The sequence below is a fragment of the Bradyrhizobium sp. AUGA SZCCT0283 genome (assembly GCF_018130385.1).
Classification (GTDB): Bacteria; Pseudomonadota; Alphaproteobacteria; order Rhizobiales; family Xanthobacteraceae; genus Bradyrhizobium.
This window is the reverse complement of sequence record NZ_JAFCLU010000001.1, coordinates 367,377-389,347: the sequence shown is the minus strand read 5'-3', so window position 1 is coordinate 389,347 and position 21,971 is coordinate 367,377. Positions and strand designations below refer to the sequence as shown.

The 21,971-nt window shown below is 64.0% G+C and carries 19 protein-coding genes; 3 read left to right on the top strand and 16 right to left on the bottom strand.

What is annotated here, in order from left to right:
* Nucleotides 1-259 precede the first annotated feature (259 nt).
* The 7 genes from rpsO to rimP form a co-directional block, all read right to left on the bottom strand.
* Nucleotides 260-529, bottom strand: coding sequence for a 30S ribosomal protein S15 (gene rpsO, locus JQ624_RS01815; RefSeq protein WP_079540211.1), 270 nt, complete (start codon nucleotides 527-529; stop codon nucleotides 260-262).
* Between the two features lie 2 nt (nucleotides 530-531).
* Nucleotides 532-1,710, bottom strand: coding sequence for a tRNA pseudouridine(55) synthase TruB (gene truB / locus JQ624_RS01810; protein ID WP_212417112.1), 1,179 nt, complete (start codon nucleotides 1,708-1,710; stop codon nucleotides 532-534).
* Nucleotides 1,710-2,123: a 30S ribosome-binding factor RbfA gene (gene rbfA, locus JQ624_RS01805; RefSeq protein ID WP_212417111.1), complete on the bottom strand. Its 414-nt coding sequence runs from the start codon at nucleotides 2,121-2,123 to the stop codon at nucleotides 1,710-1,712. The genes truB and rbfA overlap by 1 nt, the downstream gene beginning before the upstream one ends.
* A 154-nt stretch (nucleotides 2,124-2,277) precedes the next feature.
* Nucleotides 2,278-4,932: a translation initiation factor IF-2 gene (gene infB / locus JQ624_RS01800; protein WP_212417110.1), complete on the bottom strand. Its 2,655-nt coding sequence runs from the start codon at nucleotides 4,930-4,932 to the stop codon at nucleotides 2,278-2,280.
* Between the two features lie 77 nt (nucleotides 4,933-5,009).
* Entirely contained in the window at nucleotides 5,010-5,690 is a 681-nt protein-coding gene (locus tag JQ624_RS01795; RefSeq protein ID WP_212417109.1) for an RNA-binding protein, read from the bottom strand.
* A 75-nt stretch (nucleotides 5,691-5,765) separates the two neighbouring features.
* Complete coding sequence (gene nusA / locus JQ624_RS01790) at nucleotides 5,766-7,376, bottom strand: transcription termination factor NusA (protein ID WP_212417108.1); 1,611 nt, start codon at nucleotides 7,374-7,376, stop codon at nucleotides 5,766-5,768.
* 2 nt (nucleotides 7,377-7,378) lie between these two features.
* Nucleotides 7,379-8,158: a ribosome maturation factor RimP gene (gene rimP / locus JQ624_RS01785; protein WP_212417107.1), complete on the bottom strand. Its 780-nt coding sequence runs from the start codon at nucleotides 8,156-8,158 to the stop codon at nucleotides 7,379-7,381.
* Between the two features lie 341 nt (nucleotides 8,159-8,499).
* Between rimP and JQ624_RS01780 the strand changes: the two genes are divergently transcribed.
* On the top strand, nucleotides 8,500-9,570 hold the full coding sequence (locus JQ624_RS01780; protein WP_212417106.1) for a DUF2336 domain-containing protein: 1,071 nt from the start codon (nucleotides 8,500-8,502) through the stop codon (nucleotides 9,568-9,570).
* 220 nt (nucleotides 9,571-9,790) lie between these two features.
* Nucleotides 9,791-10,627, top strand: a complete 837-nt coding sequence (locus JQ624_RS01775) for a phytanoyl-CoA dioxygenase family protein (RefSeq protein WP_212417105.1) — start codon at nucleotides 9,791-9,793, stop codon at nucleotides 10,625-10,627.
* Between the two features lie 113 nt (nucleotides 10,628-10,740).
* Here the strand turns inward: JQ624_RS01775 and trmB are convergent, their stop codons facing one another.
* The 8 genes from trmB to miaB form a co-directional block, all read right to left on the bottom strand.
* Entirely contained in the window at nucleotides 10,741-11,484 is a 744-nt protein-coding gene (trmB, locus tag JQ624_RS01770; RefSeq protein WP_212417104.1) for a tRNA (guanosine(46)-N7)-methyltransferase TrmB, read from the bottom strand.
* Nucleotides 11,481-12,608 (bottom strand): M20 family metallopeptidase, encoded by a 1,128-nt coding sequence (locus tag JQ624_RS01765; protein ID WP_212417103.1) that lies wholly within the window; start codon nucleotides 12,606-12,608, stop codon nucleotides 11,481-11,483. Before JQ624_RS01765 ends, trmB begins: the two co-directional genes overlap by 4 nt.
* Nucleotides 12,609-12,708: 100 nt before the next feature.
* A complete protein-coding gene (locus JQ624_RS01760) occupies nucleotides 12,709-13,125 on the bottom strand; it encodes a helix-turn-helix domain-containing protein (protein WP_212417102.1) in 417 nt (138 codons plus the stop codon).
* Between the two features lie 245 nt (nucleotides 13,126-13,370).
* On the bottom strand, nucleotides 13,371-14,957 hold the full coding sequence (gene lnt / locus JQ624_RS01755; protein ID WP_212417101.1) for an apolipoprotein N-acyltransferase: 1,587 nt from the start codon (nucleotides 14,955-14,957) through the stop codon (nucleotides 13,371-13,373).
* A 20-nt stretch (nucleotides 14,958-14,977) separates the two neighbouring features.
* Complete coding sequence (locus JQ624_RS01750) at nucleotides 14,978-16,096, bottom strand: hemolysin family protein (protein ID WP_212417100.1); 1,119 nt, start codon at nucleotides 16,094-16,096, stop codon at nucleotides 14,978-14,980.
* 1 nt (nucleotide 16,097) lies between these two features.
* On the bottom strand, nucleotides 16,098-16,622 hold the full coding sequence (gene ybeY, locus JQ624_RS01745; RefSeq protein WP_212417445.1) for an rRNA maturation RNase YbeY: 525 nt from the start codon (nucleotides 16,620-16,622) through the stop codon (nucleotides 16,098-16,100).
* Nucleotides 16,623-16,684: 62 nt separating this feature from the next.
* Nucleotides 16,685-17,740 (bottom strand): PhoH family protein, encoded by a 1,056-nt coding sequence (locus JQ624_RS01740; RefSeq protein ID WP_212417099.1) that lies wholly within the window; start codon nucleotides 17,738-17,740, stop codon nucleotides 16,685-16,687.
* A gap of 4 nt (nucleotides 17,741-17,744) precedes the next feature.
* Nucleotides 17,745-19,181 (bottom strand): tRNA (N6-isopentenyl adenosine(37)-C2)-methylthiotransferase MiaB, encoded by a 1,437-nt coding sequence (gene miaB, locus JQ624_RS01735; RefSeq protein ID WP_212417098.1) that lies wholly within the window; start codon nucleotides 19,179-19,181, stop codon nucleotides 17,745-17,747.
* A 324-nt stretch (nucleotides 19,182-19,505) separates the two neighbouring features.
* Between miaB and JQ624_RS01730 the strand changes: the two genes are divergently transcribed.
* Entirely contained in the window at nucleotides 19,506-19,817 is a 312-nt protein-coding gene (locus JQ624_RS01730; protein ID WP_249129248.1) for a hypothetical protein, read from the top strand.
* 92 nt (nucleotides 19,818-19,909) lie between these two features.
* Here the strand turns inward: JQ624_RS01730 and JQ624_RS01725 are convergent, their stop codons facing one another.
* Nucleotides 19,910-21,916: a glycosyltransferase family 39 protein gene (locus JQ624_RS01725; RefSeq protein WP_212417097.1), complete on the bottom strand. Its 2,007-nt coding sequence runs from the start codon at nucleotides 21,914-21,916 to the stop codon at nucleotides 19,910-19,912.
* Between the last annotated feature and the right edge of the window lie 55 nt (nucleotides 21,917-21,971).

Below are 21,971 nucleotides of genomic sequence, written 5' to 3'. Positions count from 1 at the left end.
AAGATTGCGGGACGCTGATCGCAATACGAGATCAGCGTCCGGCGATCCTGCCATGGTCTTCATCTTTCGGATGGCGTCCATCCTCTCGGCAGTCACGGGCATCTTGCCCTGTCCAGCGGCCGGATTGCTGCTGGACGTTTGTCGGGCATGATCCATTCCGGATGATGCCCTTGCGCATGATCGTCTCCGAAAATTCGGAGTCCGTTTGTTCGGAAGATCATGCGAAAACGCGCGCAAACAGCGCGCGTACTCTCTCAAATCAACGACGAATGTTATGCTTTTCGAGCAACGCCTTGTAACGCGCCTCGTCCTTCTTCTTGATGTAGTCGAGAAGCGAGCGGCGCGTCGACACGAGCTTCAGGAGGCCGCGGCGCGAATGATTGTCCTTCACGTGGGTCTTGAAGTGGCCGGTGAGATTGTTGATGCGTTCCGACAGGATCGCAACCTGAACCTCGGGCGAACCGGTGTCGCCGGCTTTGTTGGCATTCGTCTTGATGACTTCCGCTTTGCGTTCGGCGGTAATCGACATCGTCAAACTCTCTCATTGCTGCGACCGGGACTGGCAGTCAGCCCGGTCAGGTTGAACACGCGCTTGGGGATGAGTTCGCCATTGCCAATTTCGGCGAGGGCCAGAAGCCGGCCTGCCACCGTGACATAGACTGTGCCGCTACTATTGGGCGCATCCCGTCCGCGCAACAAAACGGCCTGGCCCCTGTGGAGCCTTGCCGCATCAGCCCGTGTAACGGCCAGTGCCGGGATGTCGTCCAGCGCGGTCTCAACGGGCAAAAGCGCGTCGGCGAGGCTTCCCTCGCCAGACGCGGCTCTATTACATAAAGCCTCCAACTCTTCCAGCGGAATCATGTCCGTCTCGCGGAATGGGCCCACCAAGGTCCGCCGCAGCGCGCAGATATGGCCGAAACAGCCCAGAATCCGGCCGATATCGCGGGCCAGCGCCCGGACATAGGTGCCTTTGCCGCACTCGGCCTCGAACACGGACTGGCCGTTATCTCCATGTTCTACAAGGATTAATTCGTGAATCTCGACCGGGCGGGGCTTCAATTCGACGGTTTCGCCGTCCCGCGCCAGGTCATAGGCGCGTTCGCCCTGGACCTTGATCGCCGAATATTGCGGCGGGATCTGCTCGATCAGGCCGGTGAACTGCGGCAGCAGGGCCCGGACCGCGTCCGCCGACGGCCGCAGCGCGCTGGTTCGGGTCACCCGGCCCTCGGTATCGTCGGTGTCGCGCTCCTCGCCCCAGGCCACCGTGAAGCGGTAGCGCTTGCGGCCGTCCATCACGAAGGGAACCGTCTTGGTGGCCTCCCCGAGCGCGATCGGCAGGCCGCCGGACGCCAGCGGATCGAGCGTGCCGGCGTGGCCGGCGCGCTTGGCCTGGAACAGGCGCTTGAGCACGGCAACCGCGTGCGTCGAGGTCATGCCGATCGGCTTGTCGAGCACCACCCAGCCGTGAACGTCGCGCTTGTCGCGCCGCGGCTGGTTGTTCTGGCGTGGCTGCTTGGTGTGGCGCGGATCGTTGTTGCTGCGGCGCTCGCCGTCGTCCACGCGGCGCTCGCCGTCGCCGGCGCGACGCTGGTCGTCGCCGGCGCGACGCTGGTCGTCGCCGCGCGACTCGCCTGAAAAAATATTTTTTTCGGCGTCGTGCGAATCGGCAGTTTGCTCCGCGATCACGCCGTTGGCGGTGGGCATCGTCATCACTTGTCGTCCGAATCGGGTGCGAGGTCTCTTTGCACCGCAGGTGTTCTCAGTAATTTCTCGATCCGTTCCGCTTCATCGAATCGTTCGTCGACGCGAAAGCGAAGGTCAGGGGCAAATTTCAGGTTAACGCGGTGAGCGATCTCGCCGCGCAGGAACTTTTTGTTGCGCGCGAGCGCCGCGAGCACGACATCGGTATCGCGGCCGCCGAGCGGCATCACGTAAATCGTCGCAAGCTTCAGGTCAGGCGACATCCTCACCTCGGGAACGGTGATGATGTGGCCTTCGAGATCGGGGTCGTGCACGCTACCCTGCGACAGAATATCGGCAACGGCATGGCGCACGGTCTCTCCGACGCGCAATTGCCGTTGCGAGCCGCCGGGGGCGGAACCCTTGGTATGATGACGGGGCATTATTGTCTCTCAAAGCCGTTATGCCCGCGCTTGTCCGCGGGCATCCACGTCTTGCTTTTGTCTAATCAGGGTTAGGGCGTGGATGGCCGGAACAAGTCCGGCCACGACGCCACATTCAGTCAATAAAATCCAAGGCTCTTCGCAAGATTTGGACTTACAGAGAGCGCTGGATGGTCTCCACGCGGTAACACTCGATGACGTCGCCTGGACGCATGTCGCCGTAATTCTCGAACGCCATGCCGCATTCCTGGCCGGACTGCACTTCCTTCACTTCGTCCTTGAAGCGCTTCAGCGTCGAAAGCTTGCCTTCGTGCACGACGACATTGTCGCGGATCAGGCGCACATTGGCGCCGCGTTCCACGGTGCCGTCGGTGACGCGGCAGCCGGCGACCTTGCCGACCTTGGAAATGTTGAACACTTCCAGGATCTGCGCATTGCCCAGCATGGTTTCGCGCAGCGTCGGCGCGAGCAGGCCGGACATCGCCTTTTTGATGTCGTCGACGAGATCGTAGATGATGTTGTAGTAGCGGATTTCGATGCCGTTGCGCTTGGCGGCGGCCGCGGCTTCCTTGTTGGCTCGCACCGAGAAGCCGATGATCGCGGCGTTGAAGCCTTCCGCCAGCGTGACGTCGGATTCGGAGATGCCGCCGACGCCCGCATGCAGGATGCGCGCGGCAACTTCTTCGGTGCCGAGCTTTTCCAGCGATCCCAAAATGGCTTCGAGCGAGCCCTGCACGTCGGCTTTCACGATCAGCGGGAATTCCTTGCGGCCCGCGGTCTTGAGCTGCGACATCATCTGCTCGAGCGAGCCGCGCATGCCGGAAATCGAGGCGGCGGCGTTCTCGCGCTTCTGGTGGGCGCGATAGCTCGTGACCTGGCGGGCGCGGGCTTCGTTCTCGACCACGGCAAGGCGGTCGCCGGCTTCCGGCGGGCCGTTGAAGCCGAGCACTTCGACAGGCACCGAAGGTCCGGCCTGGTCGAGATTCTCGCCCTGGTCCGAAATCAGCGCGCGGACGCGGCCCATTTCGGCGCCGGCCACGATGATGTCGCCGACCTTGAGCGTGCCGCGCTGCACCAGCACGGTGGCCACCGGACCACGGCCGCGATCGAGCTTGGCTTCGATCACGGTGCCTTCGGCCGGACGTTCCGAATTGGTCTTGAGGTCGAGCAGTTCGGCCTGCAGCGCGATCATCTCGAGCAGCTTGTCGAGATTGGTCTTGTTCTTGGCGGAAACCTCGACGTCGACGACTTCACCTCCGAACGATTCGACCTGAACCTCGTGCTGCAGCAGTTCGGTGCGCACGCGCTCCGGCTTGGCGTCCGGCTTGTCGATCTTGTTGATCGCGACGATCATCGGAACCTTTGCCGCCTTGGCGTGGTTGATCGCCTCGATCGTCTGCGGCATGACGCCGTCATCGGCCGCCACCACCAGGATCACGATATCGGTGACCTTGGCGCCGCGCGCACGCATCGCGGTGAACGCGGCGTGGCCGGGCGTATCGATGAAGGTGATCTTCTTGCCGCTTTCCGGCGAGGTCACCTGATAGGCGCCGATATGCTGGGTGATGCCGCCGGCTTCGCCCGACACCACGTTGGCGTGACGAAGCGCGTCGAGCAGCGAGGTCTTGCCGTGGTCGACATGGCCCATCACGGTAACGACCGGCGAGCGCGGCTCGGTATCGGTGGAATCGTCGACGACGTCGAACAGGCCCTCTTCGACGTCGGACGCGGCGACGCGCTTGACGGAGTGGCCCAATTCCTCGGCGATCAGTTGCGCGGTGTCGGCATCGATCACGTCGGTGATCTTGTGCATCGCGCCCTGCTTCATCAGCATGCGGATGACGTCGACCGCGCGCTCCGACATGCGGTTGGCGAGTTCCTGGATGGTGATCGCTTCCGGGATCGTCACCTCACGGATGAGCTTTTCCTTCGGTTCGTTGGAGGCGTGTCCCTTCAGGCGCTGGGTGCGGCGGCGGAACGAGGCGATCGAACGCTCGCGCACGTCGTCGGCGTTGAGCGCGGTGACCAGCGTCAGGCGGCCGCGTTCCTTTTGCGGGGCCGGCTTGTGGGTGGTCTTGGGGGGCACCGCGGGGCGCATGGCGCCGCCGGGGCCGCGGCGAATCTGGCGCGGACCTTCGTCTTCATCGGAACCGTCGGCCGCAACGCCCGGGGCGCGCGCGGGCGGCACTGCGGCAGCCGGACGGGCGCCAGCCGGGCGGGCTGCGGCCGGTCGGGCCGTAGCGGGTGCCGGGGCCGCCGTCGTCTTGGCCTCGGCCTCGCCAAATCGCTTCTTGGCCTCGACTTCGGCCTTGCGCTTGGCTTCCTCTTCCTGCCGGTGGCGTTCTTCCTCGGCCTTGCGGCGGGCTTCGGCGGCCTCGCGTTCGGCCTGTTCGATGCCTTCACGGCTGGCGCGGCGCTTGGCTTCTTCCTCGGCCAGCCGCCGTTCCTCGATTTCGCGCACCTTGGCGTCGGCCAGCGCGCTGGCGCGGGCGGAACGCTCGTCTTCCGTCAGCGTGCGCAGCACCACGCCCGAACCGCCGCGCGGCGCGGCCGATGGCGTTGCCGGACGGGCGAGGGGGGCCTTTGCAGCGGGCGCCGCCTTGGCGGCGACCGGCTCGGGCGCATGTGTTTCGGTCGCGGGCGCGTCGCCGCCGACGCGGCGCTTGCCACGCTTTTCGACCACGACCTGCTTGGTCCGGCCATGGCTGAAGCTCTGGCGCACAGTGCCCGTCTCGACCCGCGGCTTCAGCGTCAAGGTCTTGGTCGGGACACTCAGAGTCTTGTCGCCAGGCGTTTTGGTATCAACCATTCAGCAGTCCTAATCTCGTTACGTTGTGCGCATCCGCACATTCATTGAAGCAAGGCTTCGGAACCAATCTTCGTCAGTCAGAATTTCTGGCCGCCATCCCCGGTCTTGTCGTCGTCGTCCATCCGGTATCGAACCAGGATCTGGCAGCGCGACAGGAACGTTTTGCTCGCCGGGCCCGCGAGCAGCGCAGCATGTATCACATTTGACCGCCCCAGTGCCAAATCCAATTGTGCGGAGGTTAAAGCGGTAACGATCGGTAAACCCCGCGATTCACCGATATTTCCGCTTCTTTGCCCGGCGATAGCGTCCAATTTGCGGATTCCGTCGGCTGCGCCGTCGGAAGCGTGAATCAGGGCTTCGGCCCTGCCCTGTTCGAGCAGGCCCTCGACCTTGGCAAAGCCGGAAATGACCTGACCGGCCTTGGCCGCCATGGCCAGCGCCTCGGTGCAGCTTCGTTCCAGCAGGGCCTCGGTATCGTCGGGAAGGGTCGCCGCAGCGCGAACGTTGCGCTTGAACCCTCTGCTAAATTGGTGACGCCGCACCGCTTCCGCAACGGTCCGGCGCGAGGCCTGGACCCACAGGCCGCGGCCGGGCAGCTTCCGCTTCAAATCGGGGATGACGTCGCCCGACGGGGCGACCACAAACCGGATCAGCTCGTCGATCGGGCGCACCTCGCGACTGACCGCGCACATCCGCATGGTCGCGGACTTGTCGGTCCGCGGCCCATGGTCGAGATCGGGGTCAGCCAAAGCGAGCATGCCTGTTTAGTGGCTCCTGTCATCTGCGCACGGTCTGCGCGCAGAAAAGATTTCCGGCTTTGCGGAACACCCGCATTACGCCGTCTGGTCTTCGGTGGTCTCGGCCGGCTCGGATTGCTTGGCGAGTTCGGCCTCGGTGATCCAGCCGGCAATGACGCGGGCCTGCATGATCATGCGTTCGGCCTCGTCGCGCGAGATCTCGTTGGCGTCGAGAATGCCGGGGTACTTGGTCGGCTCGCCGCCTTCCTTGCGCTCGGTCCAGCCGACCAGATCGTCGGTCGCACAGCCCGCCAGATCCTCGACGGACTTGATGTCGTTCTCGCCGAACTTGACCAGCATCTTCGAGGTCACGCCGGGCACCGTCTTCAAAGCATCATCCACACCGAGTTCCTTGCGCTTGTTTTCCAGCTCGGTCTCGAGCTGTTCCAGATATTCCTTGGCCCGGCTCTGCAGCTCGTTGGCGGTTTCATCGTCGAAGCCTTCGATACCGGCCAGTTCCTTGACGTCGACCAGTGCGAGTTCCTCGACCGAAGTAAAGCCTTCAGACGCCAGCAACTGGCCGACCACCTCGTCGACGTTCAGCGCTTCCATGAACACCCGCGTGGAGTTCTCGAAGTCGGCCTGACGGCGCTCGGATTCTTCCTGCTCGGTGAGGATATCGATATCCCAGCCGGTGAGCTGCGAGGCGAGGCGGACGTTCTGGCCGCGGCGGCCGATCGCCAGCGAGAGCTGGTTGTTGGTGTCGGGAACCACGACCTCGATCCGCTCGCGGTCCTCGTCGATCACGACCTTGGCGACTTCGGCGGGCGCCAGTGCGTTGACGACAAAGGTTGCGATGTCGGGCGACCACGGGATGATGTCGATCTTCTCGCCCTGCAGTTCGTTCACCACCGCCTGCACGCGCGAGCCGCGCATGCCGACGCAGGCGCCGACAGGATCCACCGAGGAATCCCTTGAAATCACACCGATTTTCGCGCGCGAGCCGGGATCGCGGGCCACCGCCTTGATCTCGACGATGCCGTCATAGATTTCCGGCACTTCCTGCGCGAACAGTTTTGCCATGAATTGCGGATGGGTGCGGGAGAGGAAGATCTGCGGTCCGCGGGTTTCGCGGCGGACATCGAAGATGTAGGCGCGGACGCGGTCGCCGTTGCGGAACACCTCTCGCGGCAGCATTTCGTCGCGGCGGATGATGGCTTCACCGCGGCCGAGATCGACGATCACGCTGCCATATTCGACGCGCTTGACGACGCCGTTGACGATATCGCCGATGCGGTCCTTGAATTCCTGGTATTGCCGGTCGCGCTCGGCCTCGCGCACCTTCTGCACGATCACCTGCTTGGCGGATTGCGCGGCGATGCGGCCATATTCCAGCGGCGGCAGGGTGTCGGCGATGGTGTCGCCGACCTGGGCGCCCGGGTTGGCGCGCTGCGCGTCCGCCAGCGAGATCTGGTTCGAGGAGTTCTCGACCTGCTCGACGACCAGCATGTGGCGCGACAGCCGCAGCTCACCCTTCTTGGCGTCGATCTCGGCGTGAACGTCGGTCTCGCTGCCGTAACGGGCGCGGGCCGCCTTGGCGATGGCGTCTTCCATCGCAGCGATCACGATCCCGCGGTCGATCGACTTTTCGCGGGCGACCGCGTCTGCGATCTGCAGCAGTTCGAGTTTGTTGGCACTGACGGCCATGGCTAGTCTCCTTCAGTAGGATCGGTGTCGCCCCGGCGTAGTCTTTCTGCGGCGAGGCGGTGTTTCTTTGTATTGGTCGGCTCCGGCTTTTTGGGCTCGGGCTTCTTGCCGGGCTTGGGCTTCGGCTTGTTGCTCCTGGCCGGATCGCTCTTCTTTGCGTGCGGCGGAGGCGGCGGCGCCAGCCCGAGATTCTGCTTCAGCTCGCGCTCGGCCTGCTTGCCGCGCCGCATCGATTCCGCAATCAGCTCGTCGGTCAAAACCAGTCGCGCGTCGGAGATGTCTTCCATCACCAGCAGCACGTCGGCATCTTCGCCCGCGCGTATGTCATCCCGATGTAGCCGCACGGCATCGCCTTCGACGCCGGCCAGGAGCCCGCGGAAGCGCTTGCGGCCCTGATGGGCGACCGCCATTTCGATCTTCACGAGATGACCGGCGTAGCGCTCGAAATCGGAACGGCGCACCAGCGGGCGATCGATGCCCGGCGAGGATATCTCCAGCCGGTAGGCGCGGTTGATCGGATCGGCGACGTCGAGCACCGGCGACAGCGCCCGCGAGATCGCCTCGCAATCCTCGATCTGCATCGATCCGTCGGGCCGCTCGGCCATGATCTGGACGGTGCAGCCGGCCTCGCCCGAAATCTTGATCCGGACCAGCCGGTAGCCCATTCCCTGCAGCACCGGTCCGGCCACCGCCGACACCCGCGCGGCCGCGCCCGGCTCGACGACGAGACGGGGCTCGGCCAAGAGGTCGGCATCCACGGAACCAGCAGTTGGATCGGTCATGTCCAGGGTCAAAAGCGTCTTACTTGCATGGGTTTAGGCCGGGCCTTAACCGGCGGTCCGGCCGGCTCCCCGAACCGCGCCTTTAAGGCCCTTCTGGGCCGGGCTCGTTCAGGTAATAAAAAAGAGCGGGTCCCGGGGGGCCCACTCTCAATACGCGATCGTATGAGAACCATAAGTTGCCGCGGATATAGCGGTTTTTGCGCAATCCGACAAGGCCCGCGATCCCGTTAAGTCCGATTTTGCCAAGCTTTGCGAGGGGCGACAAAATCTAACCCTTCATTCACGAACGCTGCCTAGATTTCCGGGAAAACCAGCCAATTCAGGCCGGTTTGGGCGGGTTTATGATAATTTCACCATCGCTGATCCCGGAACTCGACGACATCATCAGTCGTGGCGACCCCAAGCGCCGCGCCGATGCCGCGCGCCGCATCAGCGCGCTTTTCCTGCAGGGCGCGGCGAGCTTCCGCCCCGATCATGTCGATCTGTTCGACGGTGTCCTGACCAGTCTCGTCCCGCATGCCGAACTTGCCGAGCGCGCCGAACTGGCCGAGCGCCTGTCGATGCTGGCGAACGCGCCGCGCGGTTTGGTCGGCCAACTCGCCCATGACGATGAAATTGCCATCGCAGGCCCGCTGCTGCGCCGCTCGCCGGTCATCGACGAAAAGATGCTGGTCGAAATTGCGTCGATGAAGGGCCAGGGCCATCTGCTGGCGATGGCGGAGCGGCCCACGCTTTCGACCGATCTCACCGACGTCATCGTCGCCCGCGGCGATCGCGCGGTCGTCAGGCGCGCCGCCGGCAATGCGGGCGCAGCCTTCTCGGAGAACAGCTATTCGACGCTGATCAAGCGTGCCGGCCAGGATGGCGTGCTGACGATCAGGCTCGGCCAGCGCGACGATCTGTCGCCTGCGCAATTGAAGGATCTGCTGTCCGGCTCCATCGACGTCGTTCGTCGCCGCCTGTTCCAGGTCGTCAAGCCCGAACGGCAGGCCGACATCAAGCAGGCGATGACCGTCATCACCGGCCCGTCCGAGCGCGAGGAGCGGCGCGACTTTGCGCCGGCGCAGCGCACCGTGCTGAAGCTCCACCGCGAAGGCATGCTCGGCGAAGGCGCATTGCTCAACTTCGCCAGGGCCTTCAAATACGAGGAGTCGGTCGCCGCGCTGTCGGCGATGACCGGCGTCAAGATCGAAACCCTCGACCGCCTGATCAGCGGCGACCGCTACGATCCGATCCTGATCGCCGGGAAGGTCATCGATATCGAATGGGCGACCGTGCGCGCGCTGATCCTGCTTCGGCTCGGTCCGAACCGGACGGCATCTCCCGCCGACATCGAAAACGCGCGGGTGAACTACGTGCGCCTGATGCCCTCGACCGCCCAGCGCGTCGTCGCGTTCTGGAAGACGCGATAGTCCGGCCTGGGTCTCTCGTCCGTCATTGCGAGCGAAGCGAAGCAATCCATCTCTCCGCTTGCTGAGCGATGGATTGCTTCGTCGCTTTCGCTCCCTTGCGTAAACGCTTCGCGTTTGTCGCAGGCAATGACGGTGAGCGCCAAAATGCTTCCCCAACAGCGAACGCGCGCGCTATGCTCCGCGCCAAGACGCGATACAGCGTCATCCCGGGGAGTGTGACATGCTGACGGATGCGGACGTTCAAGCCCATGCCGACAGGATCCATGGCGACGGATTCACCGTCATCGAGGGTGCGGCGAGCGCCGAACTGGTCGAGGGCTTGATAACGGCGCTGCAGCGCATCGAGCGCGAGCACCATCTCGGTCCCGCCAGAACATCGTTCGAAGGCTTCAAGACCGTCCGCATCAACAATCTCCTCACCTATGACGACCTGTTCTGGGAAGTGCCGCTGCACGAGAACGTGCTGCCGGTGGTGGAGCGCGTGCTGGACAAGGAGTGCCTGCTGTCGTCGTTCTGCTCGCTGGTGCTGGGACCCGGGCAGGAGGCGCAGCCGATCCATGAAGACACGCAGTTGATTCCGCTGCCGCGTCCGCACATTCCGATCACCATCAACGCGATCTGGGCGCTGTCGGATTTCCGCGAGGACAATGGCGCAACGCGGATCATTCCGGGCAGCCACAAATATGATTCCTCGCCGGAATACGGCCGGGAATATGACGCGGTCACTGCGACGATGAAGGCCGGCAGCGTGATGCTGTTCGACAGCGCGCTGTGGCACGGCGGCGGCGCCAACGACAGCGACGAGCGGCGCTTCGCATTCTCCTGCGCTTATTGCTGGGGCTGGATGCGGCAGCAGGAGAATTTGCAGCTCGGCATTCCCCTTGAGACCGCAAAGCGCTTTCCGCGACGGCTGCAGGAATTATGCGGCTACAGCGTCTACAAGGGACAGTTCGGCCACATTGACAATCACGACCCGATCGAGCTCTTGGGCCGCGCACGCGGCAAGCGCATGGTGTGGGAAGCGACGGATGTGAAGAAGGCGAAGATGGCTCAGTAGCTCGTCATTCCGGGGCGCGCCTCTTGGCGCGAGCCCGGAATCCATCGGGCCACATTAGCAGCCGGACAAATGGATTCCGGGCTCGTGCTGCGCACGCCCCGGAATGACGGTGCCTAGCTAACCCGCCGAAACCGCAAATACGCTGCGACGCGTCCCTCGCGTTCGGCTTTGCGTCCATAGCGCGTCATGGTGTAGCCGTCCCACGGTTGTCGCCAGTCAGCGGCGCGTTCGGCGGTCCAGAGAAAATCGGAGCTGCGCATCAAATGCGCCAGCGTCCATGCGCAGTACTCGTCGATGTCGCTGACGAACCGGAATTCACCGCCGTCTTTCAGGATGCGCGCCATCGCCTCCACCGTTGCGTCCTGCACGAAGCGCCGTTTCCAGTGCCGCCGCTTCGGCCAGGGATCGGGATGGATCAGGTCGATCCGCGCCAGCGATCGCGGCGGGGCCCAGGCCAGCAATTCCGCGGCGTCGCCGGCATAGAGGCGGATGTTGCCGAGATTGTGGGTCTCGATCTGCGTCAGGATCTTGGCCATGCCGTTGACATAGGGCTCGCAGCCGATGAACCCGATGTTCGGAAAGGCTTGCGCCTCCGCGATCAGATGTTCGCCGCCGCCGAATCCGATTTCGAGCCTGACATCCTCGATGTCGCCATCGAACAGGTCGGCAAGCCGCACCGGCGCGGGCGTCCCGATGTCGAGCGCCAGATGCGGCAGCAGATTGTCGATCAGGTCGGCCTGATGGATACGGAGCTTGTGACCCTTGCGGCGGCCGAAGAACGAGCCATGCGCATGTGCCGACGCGCCGTCATCCGGCGGCGCGTCGCGGTCGCCGGTATCGCGCGGGGCTGATATCATCGCAGTGTCTGGTACAGCCGGTACAACAGCCGCGTCCTCGGCTCGATCGAGGAGATGTACATCTGCTCGTAATGGGTATGCGCGCCCTGTCCGTCGACGCCGAGCCCGTCCAGCGTTGCGGTATGCGGCGCGGTGAAATTGCCGTCGGAGCCGCCGCCGGTCGCCGTATCGACCAGATCGAAACCGATCTCCGCCGCGATCGTCCTGGCGTGCTCGTAGAGCGCGGCGCCGGCATTGCTCTTTTCGTAAGGCGGACGGTTCAACTCGCCGATCACCTTGACGGTGACGCCCTCGGTGCGTGATTTCAGGTTGAGGATCTTCGCCGTGAGCTCGTCGGAATCGGACAGCGTCGGCACGCGCAAATCGACCTCGGCATAGGCCTCTTCCGCAATCACGTTCGGTTTTGTGCCGCCTCTGACCACGCCGACATTGACGGTGATGCCGCGCGCCAGATCGTTCATCGCCCCCAGCGTTTGGATGACATTGCCGAGTTCGCGGATGGCGCTGCGGCCGTCCTCGGGCCTGGTGCCGGCATGCGAGGGTACGCCCTTGATGAAAACCTCAAAGCGCCCGACGCCCTTGCGCCCCGTCACGATCTTGCCGCCGTCGCGCGCCGGTTCGGTGACCAGCACGTATTTCGCTTTCCGCCCCTCGTTCTCAATCAGCGCACGCGACGTCGGGCTGCCGATCTCCTCATCGGAGACATAGAGCTGGGTGATGGCGAGCGGCGGCCGCGCGCCGACGGCGCAAACCTGCCGAAACGCATGATAGGCCAGATAGGCGCCGCCCTTCATGTCGTAGATGCCCGGGCCGAAAGCGCTGTCACCATCGATCCGGAACGGCAGACGCTGGATGAATCCAAGCGGATGCACCGTATCGAGGTGGCTCAGCACCAGGATTCCCGGTGCGTCCTGCCCCCAGGACGAGCGCGCCACCAGATGATCGCCGCAGCCGGAGTGCCCGGCGATCCGCTCCACGGTCGCGGGCAGGCCGCGATAGCCTTCGGCGACGAGGTCGGCGAGCTTGTTGACCTGCGCGGGAACTTCGGTCGGGGTCTCGATCTCGACCCAGCGGCGGATGCCCTCGAGGATCGGCGGGGCGTCGAAGGGATTGGCTGTCGTCATGTCGTATCCGATACAGCGTCATGTCCCGATGCGCAATTTCGCGCCGGGAAATGATGGCATATTCCAGAATACGAAATTCTCAAACCGGCGAGGCTGAAAATCAGCGCTGGTCGGGGCCGTCGCGCGACGCGATCTGCTCGACCAGCTCGACGATGGAGCGCCGCATTTTGGAATCGGCGATGCGCGTGAACGCGCGCGTCAGCGCGAGACCTTCGGATGTGGCGAGGAAATCGGACACATAGGCCGGGGAAGCGCCTTCGCCGAAGCCGTTGCCATTCACCGCGCCGCTCGGCCCGCCATCGAACAGAAACGACACCGGTACCTGCAATATTTCGGAGATCTGCTGCAGGCGGCTGGCGCCGACCCGGTTGGTGCCTTTTTCGTATTTCTGAACCTGCTGGAAAGTAAGGCCGAGCGCTTCGCCCAGCTTTTCCTGGCTCATACCCAGCATGATACGGCGCATCCGGACGCGGCTGCCGACATACTTGTCAACCGGATTGGGCGCTTTGGTGGACATCTGCATCACTCCTGGGATTGCGCGCCGGAATGAGGCAGTGGAAGGGCTATGCCTCAGGCGCGCCGTGACCGTCATATCCTGCTCGGAGGATCGGGTAGAATTGCGGTCGATCTGAGCAATGAAGTGACTGGTTGTTGTTCTTAGCTTGCAACCGCAGAAAGCGAATCGCAGGCTGTCTGTCAACTGGTGGAACCGCGCAGTCTGCGTTTTTTAGTAAACCAGCAACAACCAGCGATGTGCAAATCTCAGGCAGAGTGCTTCGCAGTGCGGCGTCTGACGACGAGCAGCAGGGCGGCGGCCACAATGATGGCTGCCGGGATATCTCCAAAGCGAGCATAAATCGTAGGCGGCAGCGCCGACGGCAGACCGGCATCCAGCACGCCCTCGATGCCGAGGCCGAGCCGTGCGACAATCCGTCCCGACGGATCGATCACCGCCGAGATGCCGGTGTTGGCGGCGCGCACCATCGGCAGCCCTTCTTCGATCGCACGCAGGCGCGCCTGCTGCAGGTGCTGATAGGGGCCGGTCGAATTTCCGAACCAGCCGTCATTGGTCAGGTTGACGATCCAGCCGGGGCGTTCATCACGCGCCGCAATATTCCCGGGAAAAATCGCTTCGTAACAAATCAGCGGTAGCGCGCGCGGCGCATTCGGTATCTCCATCGTGCGGCGCTGCGCGCCCGGAATGAAGCCGCCATGCACCTTGGTCAGCTGCACGAAGCCGAGCTTTTCCATCCACTCCTGAAACGGCAGGTATTCGCCGAACGGCACCAGATGCAGCTTGTCGTAGACCGACAGCACCCCACCGTCATGGTCGATCACATATATCGAGTTGTAGGCACGGCTGACGCGGGCGCCGGGCGGGCCGTCCGGGGCGCGCACCGAGCCGGTCATCAGCACCGTGCCCTTGGGCAGCAGCTCGGCGATCTGCGCCATCGCATCGGCCTCCCGCGTCAGGAAGAACGGGAAAGCCGATTCCGGCCAGATCAGGATCTGCACGTCGCGCACGCCGGTGGATTGCGGTCCCGAAGCGCGGTCGGAAAGCGTCAGGTATCTCTGCATCACCTCCGCCTTGGCGGCGTAGTTGAATTTGACGTCCTGCTGCAGGTTCGGCTGCATGATGCGCAGCCTGACCTTGGTTAATGCGGTCGGCTGCAGCGACAGCCGCACGGCGCCGTAGACACCCATCGCCACGAGCAGCGACAGTGCCGCCACCGGCGCGATCCAGGGCTTTCGGCCGCGTGAAGACCCGTCGACCAGCGCCGCCGGGCTGGCAAAGATCGCCACGCTGAGGAAGGTCATGCCCCACAGCCCGATCAGCGACGCCGTCTGCGCCAGCGCCAGCGGCTCCGACAGCGCGTAGCCGAAGGCATTCCAGGGAAAGCCCGACAGCAGATAGCCGCGCAGCCATTCGCTGACCGTGAGCCCGATCGCGAGCGCCAGCACCCGTGAAGCATCCCGCGTCCAGATCAGGCGCGCCAGCGCGAAGCCGAGCGCCGGAAATAAGGCAAGGTACGCCGGCAGGCCGAGCACCGCGAACGGCATCAACCAGGCAAAGGTCGGCGCATCGACCAGAAAGGCGTTGCCGGTCCAGTAAAGCCCGGGCACGAAATAGCCGAGCCCGAAGCAGAAGCCCGACATCGCCGCCGCCGGCACACCGCGCCATTTTCCGGCCGCCGCCCCGTCGATCAGCCAGACCACGACCGGAAAGGTCACAAACAGCACCGGCCAGGCATTGAACGGCGCCATCGCAAGCACCGACAAGACGCCCGCGACCAGCGCGATGATCGCGCGCTTCCAGCCCCAGGCCAGGATGATCGAGAGTCCCGCCATGCGGAATTTGCTGGTTGGGATCACTGCGAGCCGGCTCCATCGCCGGGGGTCGGCGGCGTATTGTCATTGGTCGGCGGCACGTTGGTATCGGGCGCGGCCTCGCGTCGGCTTCGCTCGCGCGTCGCGCGTGTCGCCGGGCGCTCTTTCCGAATCCCGATCCGCAGCCGCTTGACCCGCCGCGGATCGGCATCAAGCACCTCGATCTCGAAATTGCCCGGGCCCGCGATGACTTCGCCGCGCACCGGCAGGCGGCCGACCTGTGACACCAGATAGCCGCCGAGGGTGGCGACTTCCTCGCTGGCTTCGCCGGTGACGAATTCCTCGCCGATCATCTTGCGGGCATCTTCGAGGCTGGCGCGGGCGTCGGCGATGAATGCATTGTCTCCCTGCCGGATGATCGACGGCGGCTCGTCGCTGTCGTGCTCGTCGTCGATCTCGCCGACGATCTGCTCGACGATGTCCTCGATCGACACCAGCCCGTCGGTGCCGCCATATTCGTCGACCACCAGCGCCAGATGGATGCGCGAGGCCTGCATCTGCGCCAAGAGGTCGATCGCCCGCATCGACGGCGGCACATACAACAGCTTGCGGATGATGTTGGCCTCCGCCAGCGGCAATGCGAGGTCGACCGCGCGCAGGTCGAGGCCGGCCGGGAACGGCTTCTTGCGCTTCGGCTTGGTGGTGTCGCCGACCCGCGCCTTCGCGGTCATGAACGCCAAGAGGTCGCGGATATGAACGATGCCTTCGGGATCGTCGAGCGTTTCGTTGTAGACCACGAGCCGCGAATGCGCCGCGCTTTCGAACAGGCTCATTAGTTCGCCGAGCGGAATATCCCGCTTGACCGCGACGATGTCGGCGCGATGCACCATCACGTCGGCGATCCGCCGCTCGTTGAGGCCGAGGATGTTGCGCAGCATGGTGCGCTCGATGGCGGAAAAGCCGACCTCGTCCGGCGCGGAGGTGTCGAGCACGACCTGAAGATCGGCGCGGACCGAGCCAGCCTTCCAGCCGAACAGCGTGCGGATCGCCCGCAGCAGCCAGTTGTCGGCGGCCGGGCGCAGCACATCGCCTTCCTTCACCACCGCCGGCAGGTTGGGCGTGTCGCGCGGATTGTCCTGTATTGGGTCGGAGTCCGGCATTTCAGTCCATCCGCTCCCGGTCCGAATACGGGTCGGGAATGCCGAGCTGCGCGAGAATCTCCCGTTCGAGACCTTCCATGGCGTCGGCGTCGTCGTCTTTCTCGTGATCGTATCCGATCAAATGCAGAAACCCGTGGACCGCCAGATGGCTGAGGTGATGATCGAACGGCTTTTCTTCGTCATCGGCCTCTTTCCGCGTGGTCTCGTAGGCAATGGCGATATCGCCGAGCATCCGCGGCGCCTCCGCCGGCGCGCCCGCGGTCGGCTGCAGCGCCGGAAACGACAGCACGTTGGTCGGCTTGTCGATGCCGCGCCAGTTATTGTTGAGCGTGCGGATGCCGGCATCGTCGGTCAGCATGACGGCGAGCTCGGCCTCGCCGACATCGGCATCGGCGATTTCGGCCGCAGCATTGATGGCGCGATGGATCACCGCCTCGGCCTCCGGCTCCGTCTGCCAGCAATCGGCAACGACGAGAACTTCGGTGAGGGGAAGGACGGACGACACGAGCGTTCCAGCGCCTTGCATTGCAATGTTCGGGTTACGGCCCGGGCCTGCCTGCGGCAGGTCCAGCGCCGACGATTTCTGGGTCAAGATTTGCTGGTTGCCGGTTTTTGCGGCAATCCCTCATAGGCGGCGACGATCCGCGCCACCAGTTCATGGCGGATGACGTCTTCCGCAGTGAATTTCACCTGCGAAATGCCCTCGACGCCGTCGAGCAGCTTGACCGCTTCGGCAAGCCCGGAGGCCTGTCCGTTCGGCAGGTCGACCTGCGATGGATCGCCGGTTATGATCATGCGGCTGTTCTCGCCGAGCCGGGTCAAGAACATCTTCATCTGCATCGAAGTGGTGTTCTGCGCTTCGTCCAGGATGATGGCGGCGTTGGTCAGCGTCCGGCCGCGCATGAACGCCAGCGGCGCGATTTCGATCTCGCCGGCCTGCAGCGCGCGCTCGACAATGCGCGAATCCATCAAATCGTACAAAGCGTCGTAGATCGGCCTTAAGTAAGGATCGACTTTTTCCCGCAAGTCGCCGGGCAGGAAGCCGAGCCGCTCGCCGGCCTCGACCGCGGGCCGCGACAGGATGATGCGATCGACTTCCTTGCGTTCGAACAATTGCGCGGCATGCGCCACTGCAAGCCAAGTCTTGCCGGTGCCGGCAGGGCCGACGCCAAACACCAGCTCGTGGCGCTTTAACGCGCGGATGTAGGAATCCTGCGCCGCCGTGCGTGCCCGCACCGGACGCTTGCGCAGGTTGATGGTCTCGAACGAGGTCTTGGCGGTCTTGGGATCGAATTCGAACAGCGAGCCCTGCGCGAGCACCGCGCGGATCGCGCCTTCGACCTCGCCCTGCGAGAGGTCATGCCCCTGCACGGCCTGTGCATAGAGCGTCTCCAGCACGCGCCGCGCGGCGTCGCAGCCGTCTCGGGAGCCGGCGATGGTGATGTGGTTGCCGCGGGAATCGACGACGACGCCGAGCCGCCGTTCGACCAGCGCCAGGTTTTGCCCGTAGGGGCCGACGAGCGCGGAAGCGGCGCGGTTGTCGTCGAAGTCGATGACGACCTGGGTTTCGGGCGGAATTTGCATGTCGCGGTCAAATTTGCGGCTGGGAGCGAGCGAAGGCGAATCCGATGCGCTTTTTGGCAAGGGTTCAGGCTCCCTGAGTTTCTTGAGAAGAACTGGTTTCTTGAGAAGAATGGGTCATGGTTGAAAATGTTGAAGAGACTGGCAGCGTGGCAGCGCCGGCGAGTTCGCCGAGCAGGCTGTAACGCTCAAGGCTTTCGATACGGACCGGCAGCACCTGTCCAATGATGTCAGGAGAGGCAAAGACATGCGCGGGCTGCAGGTACGCGGTGCGGCCGACGATCTGGCCAGGATTGCGGGCCGTGCGTTCGAACAGCACATCGACGGTGTTGCCAATCGTGGCCTTGTTGAAGGCCGATTGCTGGCTGTCGATCAATTCCTGAAGCCGCACCAATCGCTCGTCCATTTCAGCCGCTGACACGGTCTCCTGCATGTCCGCCGCCGGCGTGCCGGGCCGAGGCGAATATTTGAACGAATAAGCCGCAGCGTATCCGATTTGCATGACAAGCGCGAGGGTCGCGGCAAATTCTCCCGCGGTTTCGCCGGGGAAGCCGACGATAAAATCCGATGAAAAAGCAATATCTTGGCGGGCGCCGCGAAAACGGTCGATGACACGGCGATAATCATCGGCGGTATGCTTGCGGTTCATGGCCGCCAGGATCCGGTCGGAGCCGGATTGCACCGGAAGATGCACGAACGGCATCAGCGCGGCGAGATCGCGGTGCGCCGCCAGAAGCGAATCGTCGACGTCGCGGGGATGGCTGGTGGAGTAGCGCAGCCGCGCGATACCTTCGATTTCGGCAAGCCGATGCAACAGCCTGCCGAGCAGCCAGCTCCGTCCGTCGGGGCCTTCGCCGTGATAGGCGTTGACGTTCTGGCCGATCAGGGTGATCTCGCGCACGCCGTTATCGGCGAGCCGCTTCACGTCGTCGACGATCTTCGCCACCGGGCGCGAGACTTCCGCGCCGCGCGTATAGGGCACGACGCAGAAGGTGCAGAACTTGTCGCAGCCTTCCTGCACGGTGACGAAAGCCGAAATTCCGCGCGCGCGGATCGCATCCGGTTTGGGGGCGGGGAGAAAACCGAACTTGTCCTCGACCGGGAATTCGGTCTCGAGCGCACGGCCCTCGCTCTTTGCGCGCGCCAATAGCTGCGGCAGATGATGATAGCTCTGCGGCCCGACCACGACGTCGACAACAGGCGCGCGACGGATGATCTCCTCGCCCTCGGCCTGCGCGACGCAGCCCGCGACCGCGATGCGCATATCGCGCCCCTGACGCGCCGCCTCATCCTTGGCGACCCGCAGCCGGCCGAGCTCGGAGTAGACCTTCTCGGAGGCCTTCTCGCGGATGTGGCAGGTGTTGAGGATCACCAGATCCGCATCTTCGGCGCTGGCTGTTTCGACAAAGCCCTCCGGGGCCAGCGTGTCCACCATGCGTTGCGCATCGTAGACGTTCATCTGGCAGCCATAGGATTTGATATGCAGCTTGCGCGGCGGCTTCATGGAACCTTGGGTGCTGGGCTTGAATCGGCGCCAATCCGGCGTCAGGGGTCAAATATAGGCTAAGGAGCTGGAAATCCAGCGCCATAGCCCTCGTCGCGCGGCGAAGCGGTTGGGGCATCGAACCGGAATCCGAGGATTTGTCGATGCACATGGTCACGCTTAGGTTGATCCGCGCACCAAAGACTACTTTCCAGGGCGAAAGGTGAAAGCAGTCCCGAAGGTTATCCTGCCGGAAACCTTGCGTTTGCTGGTGCGATGGCCTGTTATCCGTATCGTTTAGAACAAGAATAGTCGCGCAAATTAGCAACCCGGGGGAATTGCATCATGTCTCGTTTCGTCACGGCTCTATTGGCGTGCATTACCGCCGCGGCACTTGCTGGTGGTGCCGCATTGATGCCCACGACCGCCAAGGCTGCGCCTGCGTCCAAGGCTGACAAGGCTGCGCTAAAGACGGCCATTGTTACATGCAAGGCGCAGGCGAAGGACCAGAAGGTGAAATGGCTCGCGCGCCGGAAATACGTCAACAATTGCGTGACACAGGCGCTTAAGGACCGTCCCCACATCGACGTTATGGACGTGCTCAGGAACCATCCGGATATGAAAGATCTTCCGATAGAAAAATACGACGCCAGTTAGGCAATAAGCGATTCCCGCGCAGGCGCTGTCGCCATATTGCATAATGGAGGCTGCAGCGGTTGCCGCGATTCGCGGCGTGAAGCGCTCAAGATCTATCTGAGTTGCTGGCGAGCGGCCTCTCCCGGCAGGTCGCGGCTTGCATTGTCCCAGAGATCGAACAATTCGGGCGGCGGAACCTCTACCCATTCATTGCCGAGGTTGATGCGGTAGGGGGCGCCGGCCGATGCGGACAGGCGCCACAACTTTGGATCGACGGGGCGGCCGTTGGCGCGCACCCATCGTGCGATCGGATCAAGTGCAGCCGCCTGCTTGGCCGGCGCCAGGGTAAATCCGCCGAGCATTACGAAACGGAGTTGTCTGTCCGAGGCCAGCCGCTCGACGTCCGAAGGGGTCAGGATCGGGTCGTCGCCGAGATAGCCGCCGATCGCCATGACGGGCAGGCCGGTCTGAATAATGAGCGGCGCGGCGACGTTGGCGTTGGGGACCGCGACGAGAAACTTTGCGGCCTCGCGATGGGCCACCAGGTAGCTGGTGAGTTTCTGGCGGGCGGCTTCCAGCCGTGACGTCCTCAAGACCACACGCTCGGTATCCGACGGCGTGAGCAAAGCGGTCATGTTGGCGACCGGCGCCGCGATATTCGGGCGCCTCAGAACGACGCTCGCCGTGGTCAGGATCGGCGCAGCGAGCAGCGCGCCGATGGAAGCGACCGCGAACAATCTTGCCAATCTGCCGCCCTGCTGCGGCCATGCATAAAGGACGGCCGCGCCAATCGCGGCGATGCCGATCGACGTCAGCCATGTCAGGCTGAGCCAATCGGATCCGACCGTCTCGGATTGCGCCATGCAGAGATAGATTTGCCAGGCGGCCGTGGCCACGATGATCAGCGGCAGATATGTCCGCCCGGGCTTGCCGGCTTTCCATCTCGACCACAGCCCGGCGACGGCGATGCCGGAAAACACCGCGAGCGGCGGTCCAAGCACGGCGACGTAGTAGGTGTGGATCAACCCGCCGGCAAAGCTGAGCACGATCCAGTACATCACGAGCCAGCCGGTCCACACACCGGCGCCGATGCGGCGTGACACCGGCGCGCCCGGGCCGCATGCATCCGACCAGGCGAGAACAAGGCCCGCGAGCGCGAGCGGCAGCAGCCAGGCGAACTGTGCCGCGGCCCTCGGCCGAAACAGGCGGAGCGGGCCGGTCGGCGAATCGTCGGTCATCACGGGCTGCCGGACTGCCGTGGTTGCCGGCGCCGTCTCGCCGGAGGCGGCGGGCGAGGAGATGGCCGGATTGGCTGCGGGCGCGGACATCGCAACGAAGCGGGCCGCGCCATTATGCACCAATGCAAGCTCCAGCATGGAATTGTGTTTGGTGCTGCCCGCATAGGGCCGATTCTGCGCCGGCGTGAGATCGAAGAAGATCGCCCATGACAGCGAGACGGCAACGAGGACGATGCCTGCGATGGCTTGTCGCTGGACATGCCAAGTGATGGGAGCACCCGGCCGGGCAAGGCTGAACGTCAAGGCCAGTACCGGAGCCAGCACCAGCGCGGTTCCCATCTTGACGTTGAAGCCTACGCCGATCGCGGCCATCGCTGCGCAGAATGTCGTGAGCCGGCCGGTTTCGGCTGCGCGCATCCCGAGCCATACGCCGGCCAGCAGCGCCAGGATGAGACAGCTCTCGGTATTGTTGGAACGGTCGACCGCGACATTGATCGGGCTGAGCGCGAGCGACAGCGCGGCGGTAGTCCCGGCCGTCCCGCCCCAATATTTCCGCACCAGAACGTAGATGATGAGGACCGCGGCCAATCCCGCCATCACCTGGGCGAGCAGGATCGAAAGCGCGGAAAAACCGAACAGCTTGGCGCTGGCGGCCTGCAGCCAGATCGCCACGGGCGGCTTGTCGATGGAAACAAAGCCTGCGGGATCGAACGAGTTGAAGAGGAAATTGTGCCAGCTCCCCAGCATGCTGCGCACGCCTGCGGCGTAGTATTGCCTTCCAAAATCGTTCTGCGAAAGCTGCCAGGTTCGCGCAAACACAGCCACCGCCGCAACGAGCGTAAGCGGCAAGGCCGCTGTGAACAGCAAGGCTGCCTTTGACATTTGGCTGTCAGGTAATTTCACGACGCGCGCGCTCCCCTCACGCAGGTTCATCGGA